Annotated in this window: 19 protein-coding genes and 2 pseudogenes; 12 read left to right on the top strand and 9 right to left on the bottom strand. The window is 67.8% G+C overall.

Annotation, left to right across the window (positions count from 1 at the left end):
* Positions 1 to 228: 228 nt before the first annotated feature.
* From QM582_RS07225 to QM582_RS07200, 6 genes are all read left to right on the top strand, one after another.
* Positions 229 to 480, top strand: a complete 252-nt coding sequence (locus QM582_RS07225; protein WP_415083073.1) for a hypothetical protein — start codon at positions 229 to 231, stop codon at positions 478 to 480.
* Positions 477 to 812 (top strand): type II toxin-antitoxin system PemK/MazF family toxin, encoded by a 336-nt coding sequence (locus tag QM582_RS07220; RefSeq protein ID WP_415083072.1) that lies wholly within the window; start codon positions 477 to 479, stop codon positions 810 to 812. Before QM582_RS07225 ends, QM582_RS07220 begins: the two co-directional genes overlap by 4 nt.
* Positions 813 to 1,018: 206 nt before the next feature.
* A complete protein-coding gene (locus QM582_RS07215; RefSeq protein ID WP_415083070.1) occupies positions 1,019 to 1,576 on the top strand; it encodes a hypothetical protein in 558 nt (185 codons plus the stop codon).
* A gap of 109 nt (positions 1,577 to 1,685) precedes the next feature.
* Positions 1,686 to 2,084, top strand: a complete 399-nt coding sequence (locus tag QM582_RS07210; RefSeq protein WP_415083068.1) for an ArsR/SmtB family transcription factor — start codon at positions 1,686 to 1,688, stop codon at positions 2,082 to 2,084.
* Positions 2,081 to 3,958, top strand: coding sequence for a heavy metal translocating P-type ATPase (locus QM582_RS07205; RefSeq protein WP_415083066.1), 1,878 nt, complete (start codon positions 2,081 to 2,083; stop codon positions 3,956 to 3,958). Before QM582_RS07210 ends, QM582_RS07205 begins: the two co-directional genes overlap by 4 nt.
* Positions 3,959 to 4,149: 191 nt before the next feature.
* Positions 4,150 to 4,686, top strand: coding sequence for a GNAT family N-acetyltransferase (locus tag QM582_RS07200; RefSeq protein WP_415083064.1), 537 nt, complete (start codon positions 4,150 to 4,152; stop codon positions 4,684 to 4,686).
* A gap of 64 nt (positions 4,687 to 4,750) precedes the next feature.
* On the opposite strand, the gene QM582_RS07195 is transcribed toward QM582_RS07200, so the two are convergent.
* From QM582_RS07195 to QM582_RS07175, 5 genes are all read right to left on the bottom strand, one after another.
* The gene (locus tag QM582_RS07195) at positions 4,751 to 4,996 is read right to left on the bottom strand and encodes a hypothetical protein (RefSeq protein ID WP_415083063.1); all 246 of its coding nucleotides are present in this window, start codon (positions 4,994 to 4,996) and stop codon (positions 4,751 to 4,753) included.
* The gene (locus tag QM582_RS07190) at positions 4,993 to 5,247 is read right to left on the bottom strand and encodes a type II toxin-antitoxin system Phd/YefM family antitoxin (RefSeq protein WP_415083061.1); all 255 of its coding nucleotides are present in this window, start codon (positions 5,245 to 5,247) and stop codon (positions 4,993 to 4,995) included. Before QM582_RS07190 ends, QM582_RS07195 begins: the two co-directional genes overlap by 4 nt.
* Positions 5,248 to 5,418: 171 nt before the next feature.
* Positions 5,419 to 5,919 carry a hypothetical protein gene (locus QM582_RS07185; RefSeq protein WP_415083059.1) on the bottom strand — a complete coding sequence of 167 codons (501 nt, stop codon included), beginning with the start codon at positions 5,917 to 5,919 and terminating at the stop codon, positions 5,419 to 5,421.
* On the bottom strand, positions 5,916 to 6,587 hold the full coding sequence (locus QM582_RS07180) for a hypothetical protein (protein ID WP_415083057.1): 672 nt from the start codon (positions 6,585 to 6,587) through the stop codon (positions 5,916 to 5,918). The genes QM582_RS07185 and QM582_RS07180 overlap by 4 nt, the downstream gene beginning before the upstream one ends.
* A gap of 38 nt (positions 6,588 to 6,625) precedes the next feature.
* Positions 6,626 to 7,831 carry a sodium:proton exchanger gene (locus tag QM582_RS07175; RefSeq protein WP_415083055.1) on the bottom strand — a complete coding sequence of 402 codons (1,206 nt, stop codon included), beginning with the start codon at positions 7,829 to 7,831 and terminating at the stop codon, positions 6,626 to 6,628.
* 221 nt (positions 7,832 to 8,052) lie between these two features.
* Here QM582_RS07175 and QM582_RS07170 point away from each other — a divergent pair, with 221 nt between their 5' ends.
* Entirely contained in the window at positions 8,053 to 8,922 is an 870-nt protein-coding gene (locus QM582_RS07170) for a DsbA family protein (RefSeq protein WP_415083053.1), read from the top strand.
* 3 nt (positions 8,923 to 8,925) lie between these two features.
* Positions 8,926 to 9,765, top strand: a complete 840-nt coding sequence (locus QM582_RS07165; RefSeq protein ID WP_415083052.1) for a cytochrome c biogenesis CcdA family protein — start codon at positions 8,926 to 8,928, stop codon at positions 9,763 to 9,765.
* Positions 9,766 to 9,865: 100 nt separating this feature from the next.
* Here the strand turns inward: QM582_RS07165 and QM582_RS07160 are convergent, their stop codons facing one another.
* On the bottom strand, positions 9,866 to 10,195 hold the full coding sequence (locus QM582_RS07160) for a histone-like nucleoid-structuring protein Lsr2 (protein WP_415083050.1): 330 nt from the start codon (positions 10,193 to 10,195) through the stop codon (positions 9,866 to 9,868).
* Positions 10,196 to 10,307: 112 nt separating this feature from the next.
* On the opposite strand from QM582_RS07160, the gene QM582_RS07155 reads away from it, so the two are divergent.
* Complete coding sequence (locus QM582_RS07155) at positions 10,308 to 10,484, top strand: hypothetical protein (RefSeq protein WP_415083049.1); 177 nt, start codon at positions 10,308 to 10,310, stop codon at positions 10,482 to 10,484.
* A 1,200-nt stretch (positions 10,485 to 11,684) separates the two neighbouring features.
* On the opposite strand, the gene QM582_RS07150 is transcribed toward QM582_RS07155, so the two are convergent.
* On the bottom strand, positions 11,685 to 13,385 hold the full coding sequence (locus tag QM582_RS07150) for a glycoside hydrolase family 13 protein (RefSeq protein WP_415083038.1): 1,701 nt from the start codon (positions 13,383 to 13,385) through the stop codon (positions 11,685 to 11,687).
* A gap of 136 nt (positions 13,386 to 13,521) precedes the next feature.
* Here QM582_RS07150 and QM582_RS07145 point away from each other — a divergent pair.
* The 3 genes and pseudogenes from QM582_RS07145 to QM582_RS07135 form a co-directional block, all read left to right on the top strand.
* Positions 13,522 to 14,025 (top strand): annotated as a pseudogene (locus QM582_RS07145) (SDR family NAD(P)-dependent oxidoreductase); the annotation flags it as partial.
* 15 nt (positions 14,026 to 14,040) lie between these two features.
* Positions 14,041 to 14,184 (top strand): annotated as a pseudogene (locus QM582_RS07140) (SDR family oxidoreductase); the annotation flags it as partial.
* Between the two features lie 14 nt (positions 14,185 to 14,198).
* Positions 14,199 to 16,712 (top strand): glycoside hydrolase family 3 C-terminal domain-containing protein, encoded by a 2,514-nt coding sequence (locus tag QM582_RS07135; protein WP_415083036.1) that lies wholly within the window; start codon positions 14,199 to 14,201, stop codon positions 16,710 to 16,712.
* Positions 16,713 to 16,817: 105 nt separating this feature from the next.
* Here the strand turns inward: QM582_RS07135 and QM582_RS07130 are convergent, their stop codons facing one another.
* Together QM582_RS07130 and QM582_RS07125 are read right to left on the bottom strand one after the other, a co-directional pair.
* Positions 16,818 to 17,180, bottom strand: a complete 363-nt coding sequence (locus QM582_RS07130; protein WP_415083035.1) for a cyclophilin-like fold protein — start codon at positions 17,178 to 17,180, stop codon at positions 16,818 to 16,820.
* 152 nt (positions 17,181 to 17,332) lie between these two features.
* The gene (locus tag QM582_RS07125; protein ID WP_415083034.1) at positions 17,333 to 17,998 is read right to left on the bottom strand and encodes an SDR family NAD(P)-dependent oxidoreductase; all 666 of its coding nucleotides are present in this window, start codon (positions 17,996 to 17,998) and stop codon (positions 17,333 to 17,335) included.
* Positions 17,999 to 18,116: the final 118 nt, after the last annotated feature.

Here is an 18,116-nt window from a genome sequence, read left to right as displayed (position 1 = left end):
GGCGCATGCGTACGCTCCCAGAGGTCGCACCGTGGAGCTCGTTCAGGGACTCCGGGTGTCGTAGGAGTTGGTCTGCTCGAAGAAGCCGCGCTGAACAGTGGCGCTCACCTCGAGCTTCCTTCCGGGCACGCTGTTCCTGCCTCTGGGCGGCCGGCCGAGACCGACACGGAACGGGAGTCGGCACCCCGTGACTGAACAGCACCGGGACCGCAGAGATACCATGCAGGTATGACTGAAATGGCTACCATCAAGGTTCCTCGCGTGGTGCGTGACCGTGTTCGGGACGCCGCCCGGGCGGCGCACCTGACCCAGGGGCAGCTCATCGAGGAGATGCTGGAACAGCGCCGCAAGGCTGAGTTCTGGGCTGCGCTCGAAGCCGAGAGTCCTGACCAGGAGTATTTGGACGAGCTTGCCGAGGCGGACGCGGCATTCGCCGGTGACGCCGAGGAGTCCATCGCCCGGTTCGAGGCGGGTCAGTGACCCAGGTGGTCGCCCGCGGTGATGTCGTCTGGGCGAACATGGACCCGACCGTCGGCCGCGAGCAGGCAAAGCACCGGCCTTGGCTGGTGTTGTCCGAGCCAGCGCTTCACCGCGCCCGCGGCCTGCTCATCGCCGTGCCGCTGACGCACACCGACCGCGGCTGGTCCACGCACGTAAAGCTCACCTCGAGTGGCTCGACCACCGTGGCGATGTGCGAACAGGTCAAGTCCATGTCGATCAACCGAGTCACCCGTGTCGACCGCGCGCCGTACTCGCCGACTCAGGTCGATCAGGTTCACCAGATCCTCGTGTTGCTCACCGGCGGTAGGTAAGCAGCGGCTCAGTGGTGGCTGATCGACTCGGGTGGGAGGGTGAAGTCCGTGCGGCCATCGACAGACTCGATGCCGGCGCCGAGTCGGACGGTTGTTCCCTTGTGGCGACGCCGTAGCACCTCAGCGTCGATCCATAGCTCTCGTGGATATGTTGACGACGGGGAGAGTTCTTCCGCGGTCAGAACGGGCACCTTCTCGTGCACGACGTGGACGGCACCGTCGACATCGGTAAGGGTGAACTCGACGAAGCCGGGCTGGTGGTCGTCCAGCCAGTGGGTGACGACTCCTCGGACGGCGGACATTGCGACAGCCTGCCAGAGGTGGATGGTGCTGGCCGCGGCAAGGAGTACGGCATGCCATTGCCATACGATCGGGGAGTGGCTGACCTGTTCCCAGGGCGTCCGTGGTCGGACATCATTGCGACTTATGAGTCCCGGCTCGAGAACGGGGCTCTGTTCGTGTCGCCGATGCTGGACGTTGCGCGCAGCGTCGTGGCGGAGCAGGCGGATAGTCAACTGGTTGGTCACACCTCGATGAATGATCTGCTGGTCACCTCGCTGCCCCTGGGTGAAGGGCCGATTGATCACGTGCGGGTGTCCTCGCGTGGCTCGGGAACTGTGCGGATTAGTCACATGTCGTTTCGGGGCCGGGACGACGACATCACCAGGCCGACCTCGGAAGCCCTGCCGCTCTTCTGGCGGTTCATGATCGAGAAGTACGGTGTTCATCCTGCCCGTGACCGGCGCGGAAGGTCGGGAGCGTGAGGGCGACGACACTGGAGTCGGCGCTCACTGGCCCGGAAGTCGAACGCGAGGCTTGATCTGCTGCTTGAGGTAGTTGCTTGACCGAACCGAGCAATCTTAGTATCTAAGCATGCGTGAAGATTCGAAGAGATGCACACTCGGGCCGGAGAGTCAGTACGCGGACTTCGCGGCCGAGGTGTTCTCGCTGCTCTCCGATGCCACTCGGGTGCGGATCATCCTGGCGCTGCGCGAGGGGGAGCTGCCGGTGGGTGAGTTGGCCGAGTTGGTCGGCAAGTCGCCGACGGTGGTGTCGCAGCATCTGGCGAAGCTGCGGTGGGGCAAGATCGTCCGGGCCCGGCAAGAGGGCACCCGGGTGTTCTACAGCCTGATCGGCGAGCACGCCCGTCAGCTGGTCAGTCACGCGGTGTTCCAGGCCGAGCATGTCGTGGACGCCATTCCGCCGCACCATCGCGCCGGGGGCGCCGGGGGAGCGGCCCCGTCCGGGGCTGACGACGAGGGCGAGCGGTGAGCGTCGACACCGTGCCGGCCACCGAGACGGGCGCGGCTCCGAGCCTGGCGAGCCTGTGGCGAAGGATCGATCGAGGCGACCTGGCTCGGACGCTGTTCGTGGCGGTGTGCGCTCTCGCCGTGGCGCTGGGTCTGACCTGGCCCTGGCCGCAGGTGCCGCTGATCGCGGTCGTCGGGCTGGTTGTCGGGTGTTGGCCGATCCTGACCGAGGCGCTGCACGACGCCCGGGAGCGGCGGATGAGCATGGAGCTGTCCATGCTGATCGCGATCGCGGCTGCGGCGGCGATCGGTGAGTGGACGACGGCCCTGGTGGTGACCACGTTCGTGCTGGCCGCGGAGATCCTCGAAGACCTCTCGATGGACCGCGGGCGGGACGCGCTGACCGATCTGATGGCGTTCCTGCCCGAGACCGTGCAGATCCGCCAGGGCGGTGACCTGATCACGGTGCAGTTGGCGGACGTCCGGCCCGGGCAGGTTGTGGTGGTCGGGCCGGGCGGACGGATCCCGGTCGACGGCACGGTGGTCGCCGGGCGGTCCACGGCGGACCAGTCCCGGATCACCGGCGAATCCCTGCCGGTGGACATCGCGGCCGGGGACGAGGTGTTCGCCGGTTCGATCAACCACGTCGGCGCTGTCGAGATCCGTGCCGAGAAGGTCGGCACCGAGTCGTCCTTCGGGCGCATCGTGGCGGCGGTGCGGAAGGCCCAGTCGTCCGAGCCGCCGGTGCAGCGGCTGGCCGACCGGCTCGCCGCCTGGCTCATCTACCTCGCGCTGGCCGGCGCCGCGATCACCTACCTGCTGACCCGCGACGTCACGGCCACGATCGCCGTCGTGGTGGTGGCGGGCGCCTGCGGCATCGCGGCGGGAACTCCGCTGGCGGTGCTGGCGGCGATCGCCCGGATCGCGCGTACCGGGGCCTTCGTCAAGCACGGTGCGCACCTGGAGGCGCTCTCCGCGGTGGACACCGTCGTGTTCGACAAGACCGGCACGCTGACCACCGGGACGCCCGCGGTGGTGGACATCCGCCCGTCCGGGGATCTGACTACCGAGGGACTGCTGATGCTGGCTGCGGCCGCCGAGTCCTACTCGGAGCACCCGCTCGGGCAGGCGATCGTGGCCCACGCCCGCGCCCAGGGCCTACCGATCGGTCCGTGTGAGGGCTTCGCCTACCAGCCGGGGCTCGGCGTGACCGCGACCGTCGCCGGGAGATCGGTCACGGCGGGGAACCCGATGCTCGTCACCGGCGCCCCGGAACGGATCGAAGGCCAAGGCATCGCCACCGCGGTACACGTCGGCGTCGACGGACGCTACGCGGGCACCATCCTGCTGGCCGACACCCTGCGCGACTCGGCCAAGGCCGCGGTCGCTGAACTGCGCCGACGGGGTCTGCGCACCCTGATGATCACCGGCGACACCGAGCCGACCGCCCGCGCGGTCGCCGCGGAACTGGGCATCGACGACGTCCGGGCCGGTCTGCTGCCCGAGGAGAAGCTGACCGCGATCGACGCCGAACGGGCCGCCGGTCACCGGCTCGCGATGGTCGGGGACGGCGTCAACGACGCCCCTGCCCTGACCCGGGCCGATGTCGGCATCGCGATGGGATCGGGCACCGACATCGCCCGCGAGAGCGCCGACGTGATCCTGATCAGCTCCGACCTCGACGACCTGGTCGGCACCATCCACACCGCCCGCCGCGCCCGCCGCATCGTGATGGTCAACTTCGCCGGCACCATCGCCGTCGACCTCATCGGCATCGCACTGGCCGCTCTCGGCTACCTGAGCCCCGTTCTCGCCGCGTTCATCCACGTCGGCTCGGAGACCGCGTTCATCCTCAACTCCGCCCGCCTCATCCCCGGACGCCGCATTCGCCAATGACTCGAATGTGGCATGGAGCGTGTGCACCGTTTGGCCCGGGTTCTTCATGGATCAACGCCAGTAGTCGTAGTGTCGAGGCTGCCGCAGGTTCGAGTCCTGTCGCCCTGACCGCTGGAATATGGCTCTGGCTAGGAGATTTATTCGGAGTTTGCTATGGTTCGAGCGATCTTGCACAACATAGGAGCGGAACATTGATCGAGTTCCGGGCTCCGAACCGAGCCGAGATGGCGCTCCGACAGGAGTGGCTGGCCGACCCGGAGTTCATGTCCTACAACGCTGGTTGGGCCGTGGAGTTCGCCGGCTACCACCGCGATACCGGCTGCGTGGACTTCCCACCTGAGGTTCGGGGTGTCTGGTACCACGTCTGGGTGGGTGGCGTTGATCGCGACTACTGGTTCGTTGAGGACGCCCGGCAGCACATCGTGGGTCACGCGCACTACCGGATCGAGATCGATGAAGATGGGCGGCGAGTTGCGGAGATCGGAGCGTCGATTCACCCGGATCACCGACGCCGAGGGCTCGGCCTGGCGACCTTCGCCGAGTTGGTGCGGCGCCTCAAGTCCCCCGGACGAGTCGACGTGGTGCGGAACAGCTTCGAGGAGACTCGAACGGGTGCTGTGAGAATCCACCTGGCACTTGGCTTCAGGCCGGTGGACGTCGATGCTGGCTTGGACTCCGGCCGGCCGGTCACCACCTACGAGTTGGCATTCGGCTCGCTGTCAGCCTGAGCGTCGGACGCGAGAGGCTCCCTGTCCAGGGACGGCCCGTCCATCTATCGGCGGCCAGGACTGCTCAGTCGGCACTGATCTCGTGGGCCTCGATCCAGCTCTGGATCTGGTCGGTAGCGATGATGCCGAAGGCGAGCCGGGCGGCCTTCGCCTCGATCGTCGGGTGGAACTCGGTGCCGCCGAAGCCGGCGTAGGGTGCGGCTGCTGCGGCTTCGAGAAGTGCCTCGTCCCGCACCCCTTCAGCGCCACCGGTCTCAGCGAGTGCGTAGGCGTGCAGGACACGGAGGTGTTCGGTGTCGAGGTGGATCACCGGGCGAGCGCCTCGAAGGCGGCCCGGTGGTCGGCCATGTAGTGGCGTGCGACCGCGAGGACGTCTTCGTTGCTGGCTCGCTCCGACTCCCTGGCGGCGGGGTAGCTGATGACGATGTAGGCAGGCTTGTTGTTGCGGGTGACGATCACGGCCCCGTTGGCGTCGACCTGGCGGGCGACGAGGGAGAAGTTCTTGTTGGCGTCGCTGATGGCGATGGTGTTCTCAGGGTCGGCGAGCACGATGGCCTCCACTCGAAGTAGGTTGGATCCATCCTACCAACCTGCGCTGGGACGATTCAGGGTGCCCGTCACCAGTGGTCCGGAAGCCGGACGCGAGACTCAAACACCCGACCGCTCGAGGCCGGGGGAGGTGTAGATGCCTCGATGAAGCGGGGCAGCCAGCTGCTGAGTGCGACGGAAACGCTATCCAGGCAGCTTCGCCTGCGGAGGCTCGCTCGGGTCGACCTTGGTGGTTGAGCCGATCTCGCTGTAGTGGCCGATCAGGTCGGGGGAGCCCCAGTCGGTGCGGTTGGCGGTGCCGTCCGGCCAGATCACGATCGCATTCTGCAGACCGACCAGGATTCTGGTCACCTCCACGGTGGTGCCGGTGTTCAGCGTGTAACGGACGCCCAGGGTCTCTTTCCCGGCCGCATCGCCGGTGGCGTCCGACCGCAGGGGACTGACCGGCATATCGGTGAACATCGTCACCAGTTCCTGCACCGGCTCGCGGCGGGTGTCGGAGTTCTCGATGGTCACCTTGCTGATCGGGTCGGCGCTGTCGCCCCAGGTGTAGCCGTACAGCTCGACCTTCGCGACGTCCGTGGCCTTGACGCCGAGGGACCGCTTGGTCTGGAACAGGCTGCAACTGGCGACCAGCGCGGCAACGATCACCAGGCACGCGGCCCGCAGCACACGGCCGGTCACTTGAGCCTGAAGCGGGCGTTCGAGCCGATGACGCCACCGTTCAGCACGATGTCGGTATAGCCCGACCAGCCGTAGTGGGTGATCAGGTAGCCGCCCTTGGTCTCGCCGTAGGCCACCACCGCATGGGCACCTTTCTTCTTGTTGCCGGTGGGCAGGTTGCCGAACACGATGACCGGGTAATTGTTGCGCACCTCGCTGAACATGCCGATGTTGCTCAGAGCCCAGGACGACACGTACCCGGCACCCTGCTTCTTCGCGTTCCACGCGAGGCGTCCCTCGATGTCGGGCGCCCAGGTGCCGTTGCCCTTGTCGCCCTGCAGATAGGTCGCGAAGTTGGGCGACGCGGTCATGTTGGTTCCGCTGCGGTACTTGGACGGCAGCAAAACGCGAGCCGACGAGCGGGCATGCCAGTACCGGGTGACGATGGAGCCCGCGACCCAGCCGCAGATGCCGGTGCTGTTGGGGTAGATCCGGCTGCCCGTCACGTAGCTGTAGCTCGTGACGCGGCTCTTGATGTCGCTGGAGACGACGTGGCTCAGTTCGCCGTACTTCACGCCCGTCGGGGACGCGCCGCGGAGCGAACGCCTCGTCAAACCCTGCACGCGCGCCCGGTCGAGGGTGGAGACCTGCAGGGTGTCGTGGGCGACCCCGGCTGCGTCGCGCGCCACCGCCCGGAGCTCCGCCGCCCGTGTGATCGATCCTGTCATCAGGTCGACAGCATTGGACGAGTCGAAGGCGAAGTACTTGCCGGGGCCGCGATGAAGAACCCCGCCGCGAGGGCCACCTGGACGATGCTGAGCAGGTACCTTCCGCCGGTGTCGGTGACGAAGAACTGCGCGGCGAACAGTGCGGCAAGGCCGAGCGCCGACCACCAGTGGAAGCGCAGCGCGATGATGATCGCGACGCCGAGCAGCGTCTGCGTCGCGGTCAGCACGAACTCCTCGACCTGCCGGCCGTCCATCGGCAGCGCGGTCGTGCCGCCGCCCACCCAGTAGGCGACGGGCAGCGAGCCGACCAGCAGGCTCCACTGATTCACCTTGGACGCGATCAGCGTCCCGATCGCGGCGGCACCCATGCCGCGCAGCGCGAACATGACGGCGATGATGAACTCTGGGGCCTCGGACGCCAGCGGCGCCAGCCACTGCACCAGGAAGTAGCTGTCGATGCCCAGCGCGGACCCGGACGAGACCAGGGCTTCGGCGAACGGCTCCGCTGAGGACAGGATGATCGCCGCGGAGACCAGGAACAGCGCCACGACGGTGATCCGGCGCGGTCGGGCGTCCATTCCCGCGATCAATGCGGCCGCTCCGACGAACTCCTCCTCCTCCTCCTCGTCGTCGTGGACCTGGCTGGCCCGCCACAGATAGAGGCCGAACACGGCGATCAACCCGATGCCGAGCCACAGCGGAATGCTGCCCAGGGCCGGGATCGCGAAAGCCCCCACGGCCAGAATCGCCAAGAAGCCGATGTCGATTCGGCTCTCGTCGGGCAGCCGCAGGGAACCGGGATGGCGTCGTGTCCCGGCGGTGTGTCGGCGGGCTACCAGATAGGCCACGATCACCACCAAGGGCCAGCCGAATCCCAGCAACAGGCGATTCGAGCCGGTCATGTTCGCCGCGGCGAAATGGGTGTATCCGGCGTCCGAGCCGGCCCGGAAGGCGTAATACAGGTCGACGGCATATTCGGGAAGCACGGCGATCAGCGCCAGCAGCGCAATCGCCAGCGTCCCCGAGATGTCCTTCTGCGCGGCCTCCGCCGCCCAGGCCAGCAGAAATGCCGCCGACACCACCGAGGCGCCGAAGATGAACAGGTCTGCGATCGGTGCCAGCTGTGTACCGGTCATGCGCAGGGCGATCGCGGGAGCCGCGATCAGCAGGCACAGCAGAACGCGTCGAGCAAGAGCAGTTGGCATTGAGAAGTCCTCACCCATGCCGCAGCCGTAGAACGAGTCCCCGGCGACGACGGATCAGCCGAAGGTCTCGTTCGCCCCGCTTGTGCGAGGTGCTACGCCGGACCATCTCGGATGACGATCAGCATGTCGACGCAGCGCGCCCGGCCGCGGCCGGGCGGAACTACTCCCCTTCGATCGCCAAGGCTTCCCGACGCCGATCGGGTGTGTCTACGGACAACTCAATGTTTGAAGGTTCAAACACTTGCTCGGGTGGGCCGACCCTCGCCTGCGGCGAGGCGAGATCGGCGGGTTTCCACGCGGTGACGCGTTCCGGTCGCCATGCGGACGGCTTCTCGTATTCTGAGCAGGTGAGTACATCCACGGCCCCGCGCGGGTCTCGTCGCAAGCCGCCGCTGCTGATCGCCGGGTTGGTCGTCGTCGTGTTCGCGATCCTGGTCCTCGTCGCGCAACAGACCCCGCAACGGCCCCAGGCGGAGGCGAGCCCGCCGCCGAGTACGACCGCGACGAGTACTGCCAGCGCGTCCCCGCAGCGGGCCGAGCTCTCCATCGTCCGACGGGACGCGAAGGACCCGGCGGCCATCGGTGACGTCAACGCGCCGGTCGTGCTGCTGCTGTGGACCGACCTGCGGTGCCCGTTCTGCGCCTTGTTCGACCGCGACACGCTGCCGACCATCGTCCGCGATTACGTTCAGACCGGCAAGGTCCGCATCGAGGTGCATCCGGTGGCGTTCTTCGGCGAACAATCCGGCGATGCGGCCGTGGCCGCTCAGGCCGCCGGTGAGCAGGGCAAGTTCTTCGCGTTCCTGAATGCCGTCTACGCCGAGGCGCCGGAGAAGGGCCATCCGGAACTCCCGCGGCAGCGGCTGATCTATTTCGCCAAGAAGGCCGGCGTGCCCGATATCAAGCAGTTCACCGCCGATCTCGGTCGATCTGATCTCCGCCAAGCCGCTCAGCAGAGCACGCAGGGGGCGCAGAGCCTCGGCGTGAACAGCGTCCCGTTCTTCGTGGTCGGCAATACCGCTGTCGCCGGCGCGCAGCCCATCGAGGTCTTCCGCCGATTCCTCGACGATGCGATCGAGCAAGCGGCCTGATCGATGGAACTCGGCCTGCTGGGGGCATTCCTCGGAGGTGTGCTCACGCTGCTCAGTCCCTGTTCGGTCATGTTGCTGCCGGCGTTCTTCTCGTTCGCGTTCACCGGGCCGGCGACCCTGATCGCCCGCACCGGCGTGTTCTACCTCGGCCTGATCACCACCCTGGTGCCGCTCGGGATTCTCGCCGGAAGCCTGGGAGCGTTTGTGAATCACAACCGATCCGGCGTGGTGGCCATTGCGGCATGGATCGTGGTGGGGCTCGGCGCCCTGATGCTGTCCGGGGTTTCCTTGCCGGCGCTGTCTCGGGAGCGCAGTGCCTCGGGAACATCGAACGCCGCGGTCTATGCGCTGGGAACCGTCTACGGGCTTGCCGGGGTCTGTGCGGGGCCACTGCTCGGCGCCGCGCTCACCTACGCGGCCCTGGGCGGCAATGCGGTCGTCGGCGGGATCGTTCTGTTCGCCTTCGCCGCGGGCATGACCTTCCCGCTGCTGCTCCTCGCCCTCGCCTGGGGCCGGTTGCCATTCGTGCAACGCCTGGTCCGTCCCCGCGAGATCAGGCTCGGCGCCTGGCGCAATACCTGGACCGCGGTGATCGGCGGCGTCCTGACCATGGTGGTCGGCGTCGTGCTGCTCGCCACGGACGGCACCGCATCACTCGGCGGTGTGCTGGGCGTCTCCGATCAGTTCCGGCTCGAATCGTGGGTGATGCGGGTGAGTGCCGCGGTGCCGGACGGGGTGGTGGCCGTGGTCGCCGCGGCTGCAGTCATCGTCGGGTGGATCATCGGACGCCGCCGCAGTAGAGCGGCGACCCGCCATCGTGCCGATGGACGCATGCGGAGTTGACCGTTAGGGAAGCGCTGATCAGCGCTTCCTTAGGCAGACACGAAGCGCGGGCCCCCATCCTCACCGGAGGTGGAGGGCCCGCGCTTCGCGTGGCTGTCGACTAACGCGCCGTGTTGTACGCCTCGCGGATCACCTTGCTGATTCGGCCCCGATCGGAAACCTCGAAGCCGTTCTCGCGAGCCCAACGGCGCATCGCGTCGAGCTGCTCCCGGTCGGTGCGTGCGGGACGCGTCGCGCGGCCGGCCCGCTTTTGCCCGCCGACGCGACGAGCAGCCCCCACGTAGATGCCGAGAGCATCGCGCAGGGTTGCCGCGTTGGCCGTGCTCAGGTCGATTTCGTAGTCGACCTGGTCGAGTGAGAATACGACGGTCTCGTCGGCGGTCGTGCCGTCGAGGTCGTCGATATGGGTTACCACCGTCTTGCGCGCCATTACGTAAGCTCCTGTCCCTGGTTGCTGGCTTGGCGAACTGCCGCGTGTTCTCGAAATCGTGAGAAGCAAAACACCATGCTACGAGTCCGTGATATTCAGTATCCTAGCTGGCGTGCGGTGGCTGTCAAGTCACCAACTGGTCGTGTTGGTGGAGACGGCGCATTTTACTCGACCTAAAAGCGGTTACGGCGAGCGCGACTGGGCCGGATCGTCGCGGCGGGTGGACGCGTTGCCTCCGGCGGCGGCGATGCGGGCCTGGGGTTCGGGCGACGGCAACGCGCCGAGTTGAACCGCTTCGCTGGTGCGAAGATCCTTGTCATTCGGCACTGGACGGCGGCGTCCGACGGAGGCTGCCCGGCTGTCCGTCCGCTGTGAGGTCGCAGCTGGCGAGAGGCGCCGGGTTTGTCGCCCCGTTGATTCACGGGCCTGGGTAAAGCGGGGGAGTGCTCCCTGGCGAGCCTGGGCGAGGAGGTCAGGGCCCGCGCGCCGGCGATCGACGGGAGCGGTAGCAGGCGTGGATCGCGAACGGGCGATTCGCGCCAGCTGGCCGGCTGCGGCGGACAACCTGGGGGCACGGAATTCGCGAGATTCGGGAAGTGCATAGAGCTCCGCTGTCGGGCGGATTGGCAGTGCGTGATTGCTGGCGCGATGGAACGAATAGGGAAGGCAATCAGGTGGCGGATCGAGCCGCTATCGGTGCATCCGGACGGCGACGTGAATGGCCCCGGCGTCCGCGAGTTCTGGTCCGGTTCGAGCGGCACAAGGGGTCGGAGTGTCGCTCGGCGGGGTCGGGGCGCTACTCGGCGTCGGGCTCATGAACCAGGTACCACCGGCGTGGCCCGAGTGAGACCGGATCGCCGGACGTTCGCCCGCCGGCCGGTCAATCGTTCGGGGGAGGTCTGTTCCGGTCGCCCTTGCAGGCGGTGGATCGGTTCGGATTTGTGCTGGCCGGCGGCTACGCGATAAGCGTCAATGGCATCGGCAACCGCCCGTTGATGGAGGTGGATCTCTTCACCAGTAGCACCAGTGCCGACCAGTTAGTTCCACGAGGTGCTCGTGGAGTTCCGCCAGGCTCTCATCGCTGCCGGGCTTTCAGTGACCAAGCGCCGTGTTCGTGCGTTGTTTGCTGACCTCCACGTCGTTGACCCGGCCACGGATGACACAGAGCGATCCGCAGCTCGGAGTGAACTATCGTGAGTTCCCCCCGCTTCGGATTGAGCTGGGCCCAGTGCTGGACGTAAGGGATGCTGTGCCTGGCAAGATGTCGGCACTGTGCCAGCGTGCTGACGCCCGCGACTTCGTCGACATCCATGCTGTGCTCGTGGACGAGACCTTCGCCGAATGTCCGCGGCAATTGCGACCGGCCGATCCGGCGACTTTGCCACAGGGCGACACGCGATAGACCTGCGGGTCCGTCGAGAACGAGTCGAACTGCGCCGACGGCGGACCATGTGTGGACCCGCCGCCGGCGGAGCACGACTTCGTTAGGTCAGCGAAGCCAGACCGTGGTCTCGCCGGGCAGTTCGCCATCGCCGAGCGGACCGCTGGCCAGCAGCACCTCGCCCTCGGGCAGCGCCACCGGCTCGGTGCCGAAGTTCATCACCGCGGACCAGCCGTTGGGGCGGACGAACGCCAGCACCGTCGGTGCCACCTGCGTCCACTCCAGGCTCTCCTCGGTCTCCAGCTCGTTCCGCAGGTGCAGCGCCCGGCGGTACAGGTTCAGCGTGGATGCCGAGTCGTCGGTCTGTGTGTCGACGGCATAGTCGGCGAACCAGGCCGGCTGCGGCAGGTGCGCGCCGCCGGGGCCGAAGCCGAACGACGAACCCTCGCGCGTCCAGGGCAGCGGAACCCGGCAGCCGTCGCGTCCGATCTCGATCTGCCGGTTGCGGAAGAAGGCCGGGTCCTGGCGGTCCTCGTCCGGAATCTGGCTGACCTCCTGCAGGCCGAGCTCCTCACCCTGGTACAGGTAGGCCGAGCCCGGCAGGGCGAGCATGAACAGAGTGGCCGCGCGCGCCCGGCGCAGCCCCTTCGCCTGGTCGACCTCGGCCGGGTCGCCGCCGTCCAGCAGCCACTGCTTGCCGCTGTTGCCGCCGGTGGTCGACGAGGCCGCACCGGGTGCGCCCGCGCCCGCGACGCCGTCCGGCAGCCCGTAGCGGGTGGCGTGCCGCACCACGTCGTGGTTGGAGAACACCCAGGTGGTCGAGCCGCCGAGCGCCTTGGTCGCCGTCAGGTTGCGATCAATGATGTCGTGGAAGTCGGTGGCGGTGAACTCGGCCTTCAGCAGGTCGAAATTGAAGGTCTGGCCCAATCCGGACGGCGATGAGTAACGGGCCTGGCGGTGCGGCGCCACCCAGGCCTCGGCCACCGCGGTGCGCGGCGGGTCGTACTCGTTGAACACGGCACGCCACTCGGCGTAGACGTCCTGCACTTCGTCGCGGTCCCAGAGCGGATGCTGGCCGTCGTCCGAATCGACGACACCGTCATCGAAACCGACCATGGCATGGAAGGCCGGGTTCAGGTCCTTCTTCAGGCCGTGCGCCACATCCACCCGGAAACCGTCGACGCCTCGGTCGCTCCAGAACCGCAGCGTCTTCAGGAAATCGGCGTGGACCTCGGGATTGTCCCAGTTGAAATCGGGCTGTTCCTTGGCGAACAGGTGCAGGTACCACTGACCGGGAGTGCCGTCCGGTTCGGTGACCCGCTCCCAGGCTCTGCCGCCGAAGATCGACTTCAGATCGCTGGGCGGGAGCTCACCGTTCTCGCCCCGGCCGTCGCGGAAGATGTAGCGCTCGCGCTCCGCGGAACCCTTGCCGGCGGCGAGTGCGGCCTTGAACCACTCGTGCAGGTCGGAGGAGTGGTTGGGCACGATGTCGACGACCACCTTGATGTGCGCGGCGTGCAGCGCCGCCACCATCGCGTCGAAGTCGTCGAGGGTGCCGATCTTCGGGTCGACGTCGCGGTAGTCGTCGACGTCGTAGCCGCCGTCGGCCAGCGCCGAGGGGTAGAAGGGGCTCAGCCAGACGGCATCGACGCCCAGTTCTTTGAGATACGGGACGCGTGAGGTGATGCCTTTCAGGTCACCGATGCCGTCGCCGTTGGCGTCGGCGAAGCTGCGCGGATAGATCTGGTAGACGACGGCCTGGCGCCACCAATCGGGCGCGTTGAAGACATCGTGCGAAGAGAGCGACATGGGTCCGCCCCGTCCTTCCTGGACGATTGTGGGTGTTCGGCCGCGGGGAACGCTGGCCGGAGGCTGGTGGGGCTGATTCGACAGTTGGATCAAATCAACGCGGACACCAGCCTAACAGTGTGGGCGTGCCGGTCAAATGGGGGTCTGCGGGCAGTGTCCGTGTTGTTCCGGCGGGCTCGCCGGCCGGCTGCCGAAGCCCCTCGCGGACCTGTCGAGACACCCTGATGCGGGTGCTGGGAGGTCCTGTCGGTACCACCATCGACCGGGTCTCCCTCGCCCGCGCGGATCGTGGTGGAGTCGGATGACTCGGACGGTCACCGACGTCCGTCGCGGCGTCGCCGCTCACGAGTGCACAAGGCTGATGAAGGGATCTCGCATGGTCACCTACGACTTCTCCGACAAGGTGGCGTTCGTCACCGGTGGCAGTGCCGGCATGGGCGCGGCGACAGTGCGTGCGTTCGCGCAGGCGGGAGCGGCGGTCGCCATCGTCGATCGCGACGTGAGCGCCGCTGAGAGGCTCGCGGAAGGGTTGAGTGCGCAGGGGCTGCGTGCGTTGCCGATCGGCTGTGATGTGTCCGATGAGCAGCAAGTGAAGGACGCCGTCGCGCGGACGGTAGAGGCTTTCGGCAGCTTGGACATGGCGTTCAACAATCGCGACGCGGTCGCGGCAGGCTCGCCGCTGCGCCGGCTGGGACGTCCGGAAGAGATCGCGGCCGCGGTGCTGTGGTTGTGCAGTGACGGCGCCAGCTATGTCACGGGCGTGGCGCTTCCCGTCGACGCGGGCCACACGGCCGAGTGACCGGGGACGAGGGCATGATCGGCCCGGCTTCGACCGGCGGGAAGCGGCCGGCCTCCCTCGAGCGGCAGCGCGCACGAGTCGTCGCGCTCGCCCTGCCGCAGAAGGTGCATCTGCTCACCGGTGAGACAGCGTTCACGCTGCCCGGGAGCGAAGCCATCGGTTTGGCGCCGCTGGCGTTCTCGGACGGCCCGACCGGAGTTCGGGGGCTGAAGTTTGCGGGCGGTGAACCGGTGGCGCTGTTCCCCAATGCCACCCTGATCTCAGGCTCCTGGGACGACGCGATCGCCGACGAGGTCGGCGGGATGCTTGCTGATGAGGCCCGTCGGCAGGGCATCCATGTCGTGCTCGGCCCGACGATCAACCTGCACCGTTCGCCCCTGGGTGGGCGGCTGTTCGAGGCGTACTCGGAGGATCCATACCTGACCGGACGTGTCGCGGCCGCATATGTCCGAGGGATGCAGCGCCGCGGCGTGGCGGCGTGCTTGAAGCACTTGATCGCCAACGAGTCGGAGACGCTGCGGAACTTCGTCGACTCCCGGGTCTCGGAGCAGGCGCTGCGCGAGGTGTATCTGTTGCCGTTCGAAATGGCGGTGCAGGACGCGCACGCCTGGTCGATGATGGCCGCCTACAACGACATCAACGGCATCACCGCAACCGAGCATCGGGTCATCCAGCAGGCCATCGTCAAGGACGAATGGGCCTGGGACGGCCTGATCATGAGCGACTGGTTCGCCGTCAAACGGACCGTGGCTTCAGTCAATGCCGGCCTCGACCTGGTCATGCCCGGCCCGGACGGCCCGTGGGGTGAGCGCCTGGTGGAGGCGGTGCGCCGTGGCGAGGTGGCGGAGACCACGATCGATGATCATCTCGCCCGCCTGCTGTTGCTCGCGGAACGAACTGGTGCCCTCGGCGAGGTCACTCCCGATGCCGCGGACTATCCGCGTCCGAGTTCCCCGGAGCGCCGCGCGCAGCTGCGCCGGATCGCCACCCGCGGCATGGTGCTGGTCAAGAACGACGACGATCTGCTGCCACTGGAAGGGGCTGACCGGATGGCGTTGATCGGACGTCACGCGCTGGACACCCAGGGGATGGGCGGCGGTTCGGCCCACGTCAACCCGCCCCATCTCACCAGTCTCACTGATGCCCTCGGCGCGCGGCTCGGCGACCTCGTGACTGTGGTGGACGGCGTCGAGGTCCGGAGCCGGCCGCTGCCCGCCGACCCGGCATTCACCGTCGACCCGGTGACCGGGCAGCACGGCATGAGGGTGACGTTCTTCGCCGCCGACGGCCGCCAACTTGCCAGTCGTCACGAGGACGGCACTACCATCACGATCGGTTGGGACGACGACTTCGCCGAGAAGCCCACAGCCGTCGAACTCACCGCCCGCTTGGAGAACACCGCCGGACCGGTCCGAGTCGGCGGCATCGCCAACGGGATCTGGACGCTCACCACCGAGACCGGCGTGCAGGTTCGGGCTGAACTGCCGGTGACCACCCCCGAGCCCGCCGAGACCATGCTGCGGCCACCCGCGATCGTCGAGACGATCGAACTACCCGAGGCTGCGCTGCTCACCGCACGCCTCGAAATCGCCCGGGTGGACTGGGCGGCGCTCTTCGCGGCGAACCCGAAGCTGGACATCGCCGAGGAGAGCCATCTCCTCACCACCGGCACGTTCGGCATCGTCGCACTGGTCGCAGAGCAACGCACCCGCACCGATGATGACGCGCTCGCCGAGGCAGAGGCAGCGGCTCGTGAATCGCGCACAGCGATCGTCGTGGTCGGCCTCACCGACGAGGATGAGACCGAGGCGCACGACAAGAGCACCCTCGTCTTGCCCGGGCGCCAGGACGAGCTGGTCCGCAGAGTTGCCGCCGCCGCCCGGCGCACCATCGTCGTGATCAACGCCGCCACGCCGATCCTGATGCCCTGGATCGACCAGGTGGATGCTGTCCTGATCGCCGGCCTTCCCGGCCAGGAAGCTGGCGACGCGATAGCGGACGTCCTGTTCGGCGACGCCGAACCCACCGGACGACTGGTCACCAGCTATCCGCGCGCGGACGGAGCCGCTCCGGCCTGGACGGTCACTCCTGATGACAACCTCGCCGTCAGCTACAGCGAGGGCACCGCCGTGGGCTATCGCGGCCACCACCAGAGGCTCGCGCCCGAACCGCTGTTCTGGTTCGGACACGGGCTGGGCTACGGCGCATGGGACTATCGCGACGCCCGTCTGCACATCCGCGGCGGTGCACCGGTGGTCGACGTCACCATGACCAACATCGGGAGCAGGACATCGCGGGAGATGGTGCAGGTCTACTTCCAGCCCGCCGACCCGGCCCATCCGGTCCGCCTCGTCGGCTACACCGGTGCGCAGCTGGAACCGGCCGCCACCACCACCGTCACCATCGGCTGCGACGAACGGCTGTTCCGGGCTTGGGATGAGGGCATCGATGCCTGGACCTCGCTCCACGACGGTGAGTTGCTCATTGCCCGCGGGCTTGGCGACATCCGCGCCCGGCTCCCGATGTGAGCCATGATCGAGTGGTCGCAGGGTCGTCCGTGGTCAGGTCGTCCGGCGCGTGACGTCCGCCCGTCCGGGTCGGCATCCAGCCGGTGCCATGTGACTCCCTTCGGTTCAGTCGGCTCGTTCGATGGTCACGCGCACCGAGCCGCTCCATCCCTTGATAGCCGACAGATCGCCCTCGATCCGGCCGATTCTGGCGATGCCGGGAAAGTAGCCGACGTCGGCGTAGTAGAGGACGACCACACCGCTGGGCGCGTAGTACCCGATGTCACCGACCTCGGGATCGGCGCCGGACGGCATGCCCGCCATGGTGAGCGGCGTGGGCGGGGTGCCGATCACCTCCTGGCCGCTGTAGTCCTCGAACGCCGTCGTCATCGGAAGCTGGTCGACGAGTGACCGCGCGGTGGGGTTGTCCGACAGGCTGGCCGACAGGACGCGGTCGCCGATGGCTATCCGGATCGGGGTCGCGCGCACGGCTTCTCCTGACGGGGTAGGCGGTGGAGTGCTGGGTGCTGGGGTTGCCGAGGCGGACGACGGAGCGGTGCTGTCCGGGGTCGTCGGGGAGGTGCAGCCGGCCAGGACGGTCACGATCGCGACCGCGGCGGCCACCGACGGCCGCAACGCCCTCATGCCGACGGCTCTCCCACGGTGGTGCGGAAGGGTCCGCGGTCGGTGTGGATGGCCCAGAGCCGGTCGGCCAGCGCTTCCGGTGCGTACAGCGGATCACCGCCGCCGATGGCGCCGGGAATGATCAGCTGGGCCACGTGGATGTTCCGCGGCGCGAGGGCGTCGTGCAGCATCGTCCCGTAGGCGGACTCGCCGGCGAAGGCGATCGAGGTGCCGGCCACGTTCCCGTTCGGACGCGCCGCGCTCGAGCCGTTGACCAGCAGGATCGTGCCGCGTCCGAGTTCTTCCATGCCGGGCAGCACGGTCTGCACGGCGGTCACCGGCCCGATGACGGAGAAGGCCGCCGCGGCGGCCAGATCATCGGCGCTGGTCTCCAGCACTGGCCGCAGGAACTCCTTCCTGGGCACCGGGCTGTACTGCAGCACCTCGATCGGACCCAGTTCGGACGCCGCCGCCTGCAGAGCGGCACAGAGCGCCGCGGTGTCCTGTACGTCCGCAGCATAGCCGCTGGTCCGGATGCCCTCGGCCGCCAACTCCTCGCGCAGGGAGCTGAGTTTCTCGGGGGTGCGGGAGATGAGGGCGAGGGAGAATCCCTCGCGGGCGAAGCGGCGGGCAGTGGCGGCGCCCAGGCCGGGGCCGGCACCGATGATCGCGATCACAGACATGTCCCTCACGCTAAGCGGTGGTCGTGCGGTGGGGGAGTCCCTGTCAGTACCGCCCTCGGGAGGGTCAGTAGGTCGCGGGCGCGGTTGTCGCCCCCTCGGACAGTTGGTTGAAACGTCT

Source organism: Micropruina sp. (assembly GCF_047607385.1).
In the GTDB taxonomy this organism is placed as follows: Bacteria; Actinomycetota; Actinomycetes; order Propionibacteriales; family Propionibacteriaceae; genus Micropruina.
Note: the sequence above shows the minus strand (reverse complement) of the source record. Positions and strands in the feature narration are given on the sequence as shown.

Excerpts from the sequence above, each read along its gene's own strand:
- QM582_RS07150 (WP_415083038.1), bottom strand. The coding sequence starts at position 13,385 with ATGTCGCTCTCTTCGCACGATGTCTTCAACGCGCCCGATTGGTGGCGC.
- QM582_RS07135 (WP_415083036.1), top strand. The coding sequence starts at position 14,199 with ATGATCGGCCCGGCTTCGACCGGCGGGAAGCGGCCGGCCTCCCTCGAG.
- QM582_RS07170 (WP_415083053.1), top strand. The coding sequence starts at position 8,053 with ATGTTTGAAGGTTCAAACACTTGCTCGGGTGGGCCGACCCTCGCCTGC.
- QM582_RS07160 (WP_415083050.1), bottom strand. The coding sequence starts at position 10,195 with ATGGCGCGCAAGACGGTGGTAACCCATATCGACGACCTCGACGGCACG.
- QM582_RS07175 (WP_415083055.1), bottom strand. The coding sequence starts at position 7,831 with ATGCCAACTGCTCTTGCTCGACGCGTTCTGCTGTGCCTGCTGATCGCG.
- QM582_RS07210 (WP_415083068.1), top strand. The coding sequence starts at position 1,686 with ATGCGTGAAGATTCGAAGAGATGCACACTCGGGCCGGAGAGTCAGTAC.
- QM582_RS07225 (WP_415083073.1), top strand. The coding sequence starts at position 229 with ATGACTGAAATGGCTACCATCAAGGTTCCTCGCGTGGTGCGTGACCGT.
- QM582_RS07165 (WP_415083052.1), top strand. The coding sequence starts at position 8,926 with ATGGAACTCGGCCTGCTGGGGGCATTCCTCGGAGGTGTGCTCACGCTG.
- QM582_RS07125 (WP_415083034.1), bottom strand. The coding sequence starts at position 17,998 with ATGTCTGTGATCGCGATCATCGGTGCCGGCCCCGGCCTGGGCGCCGCC.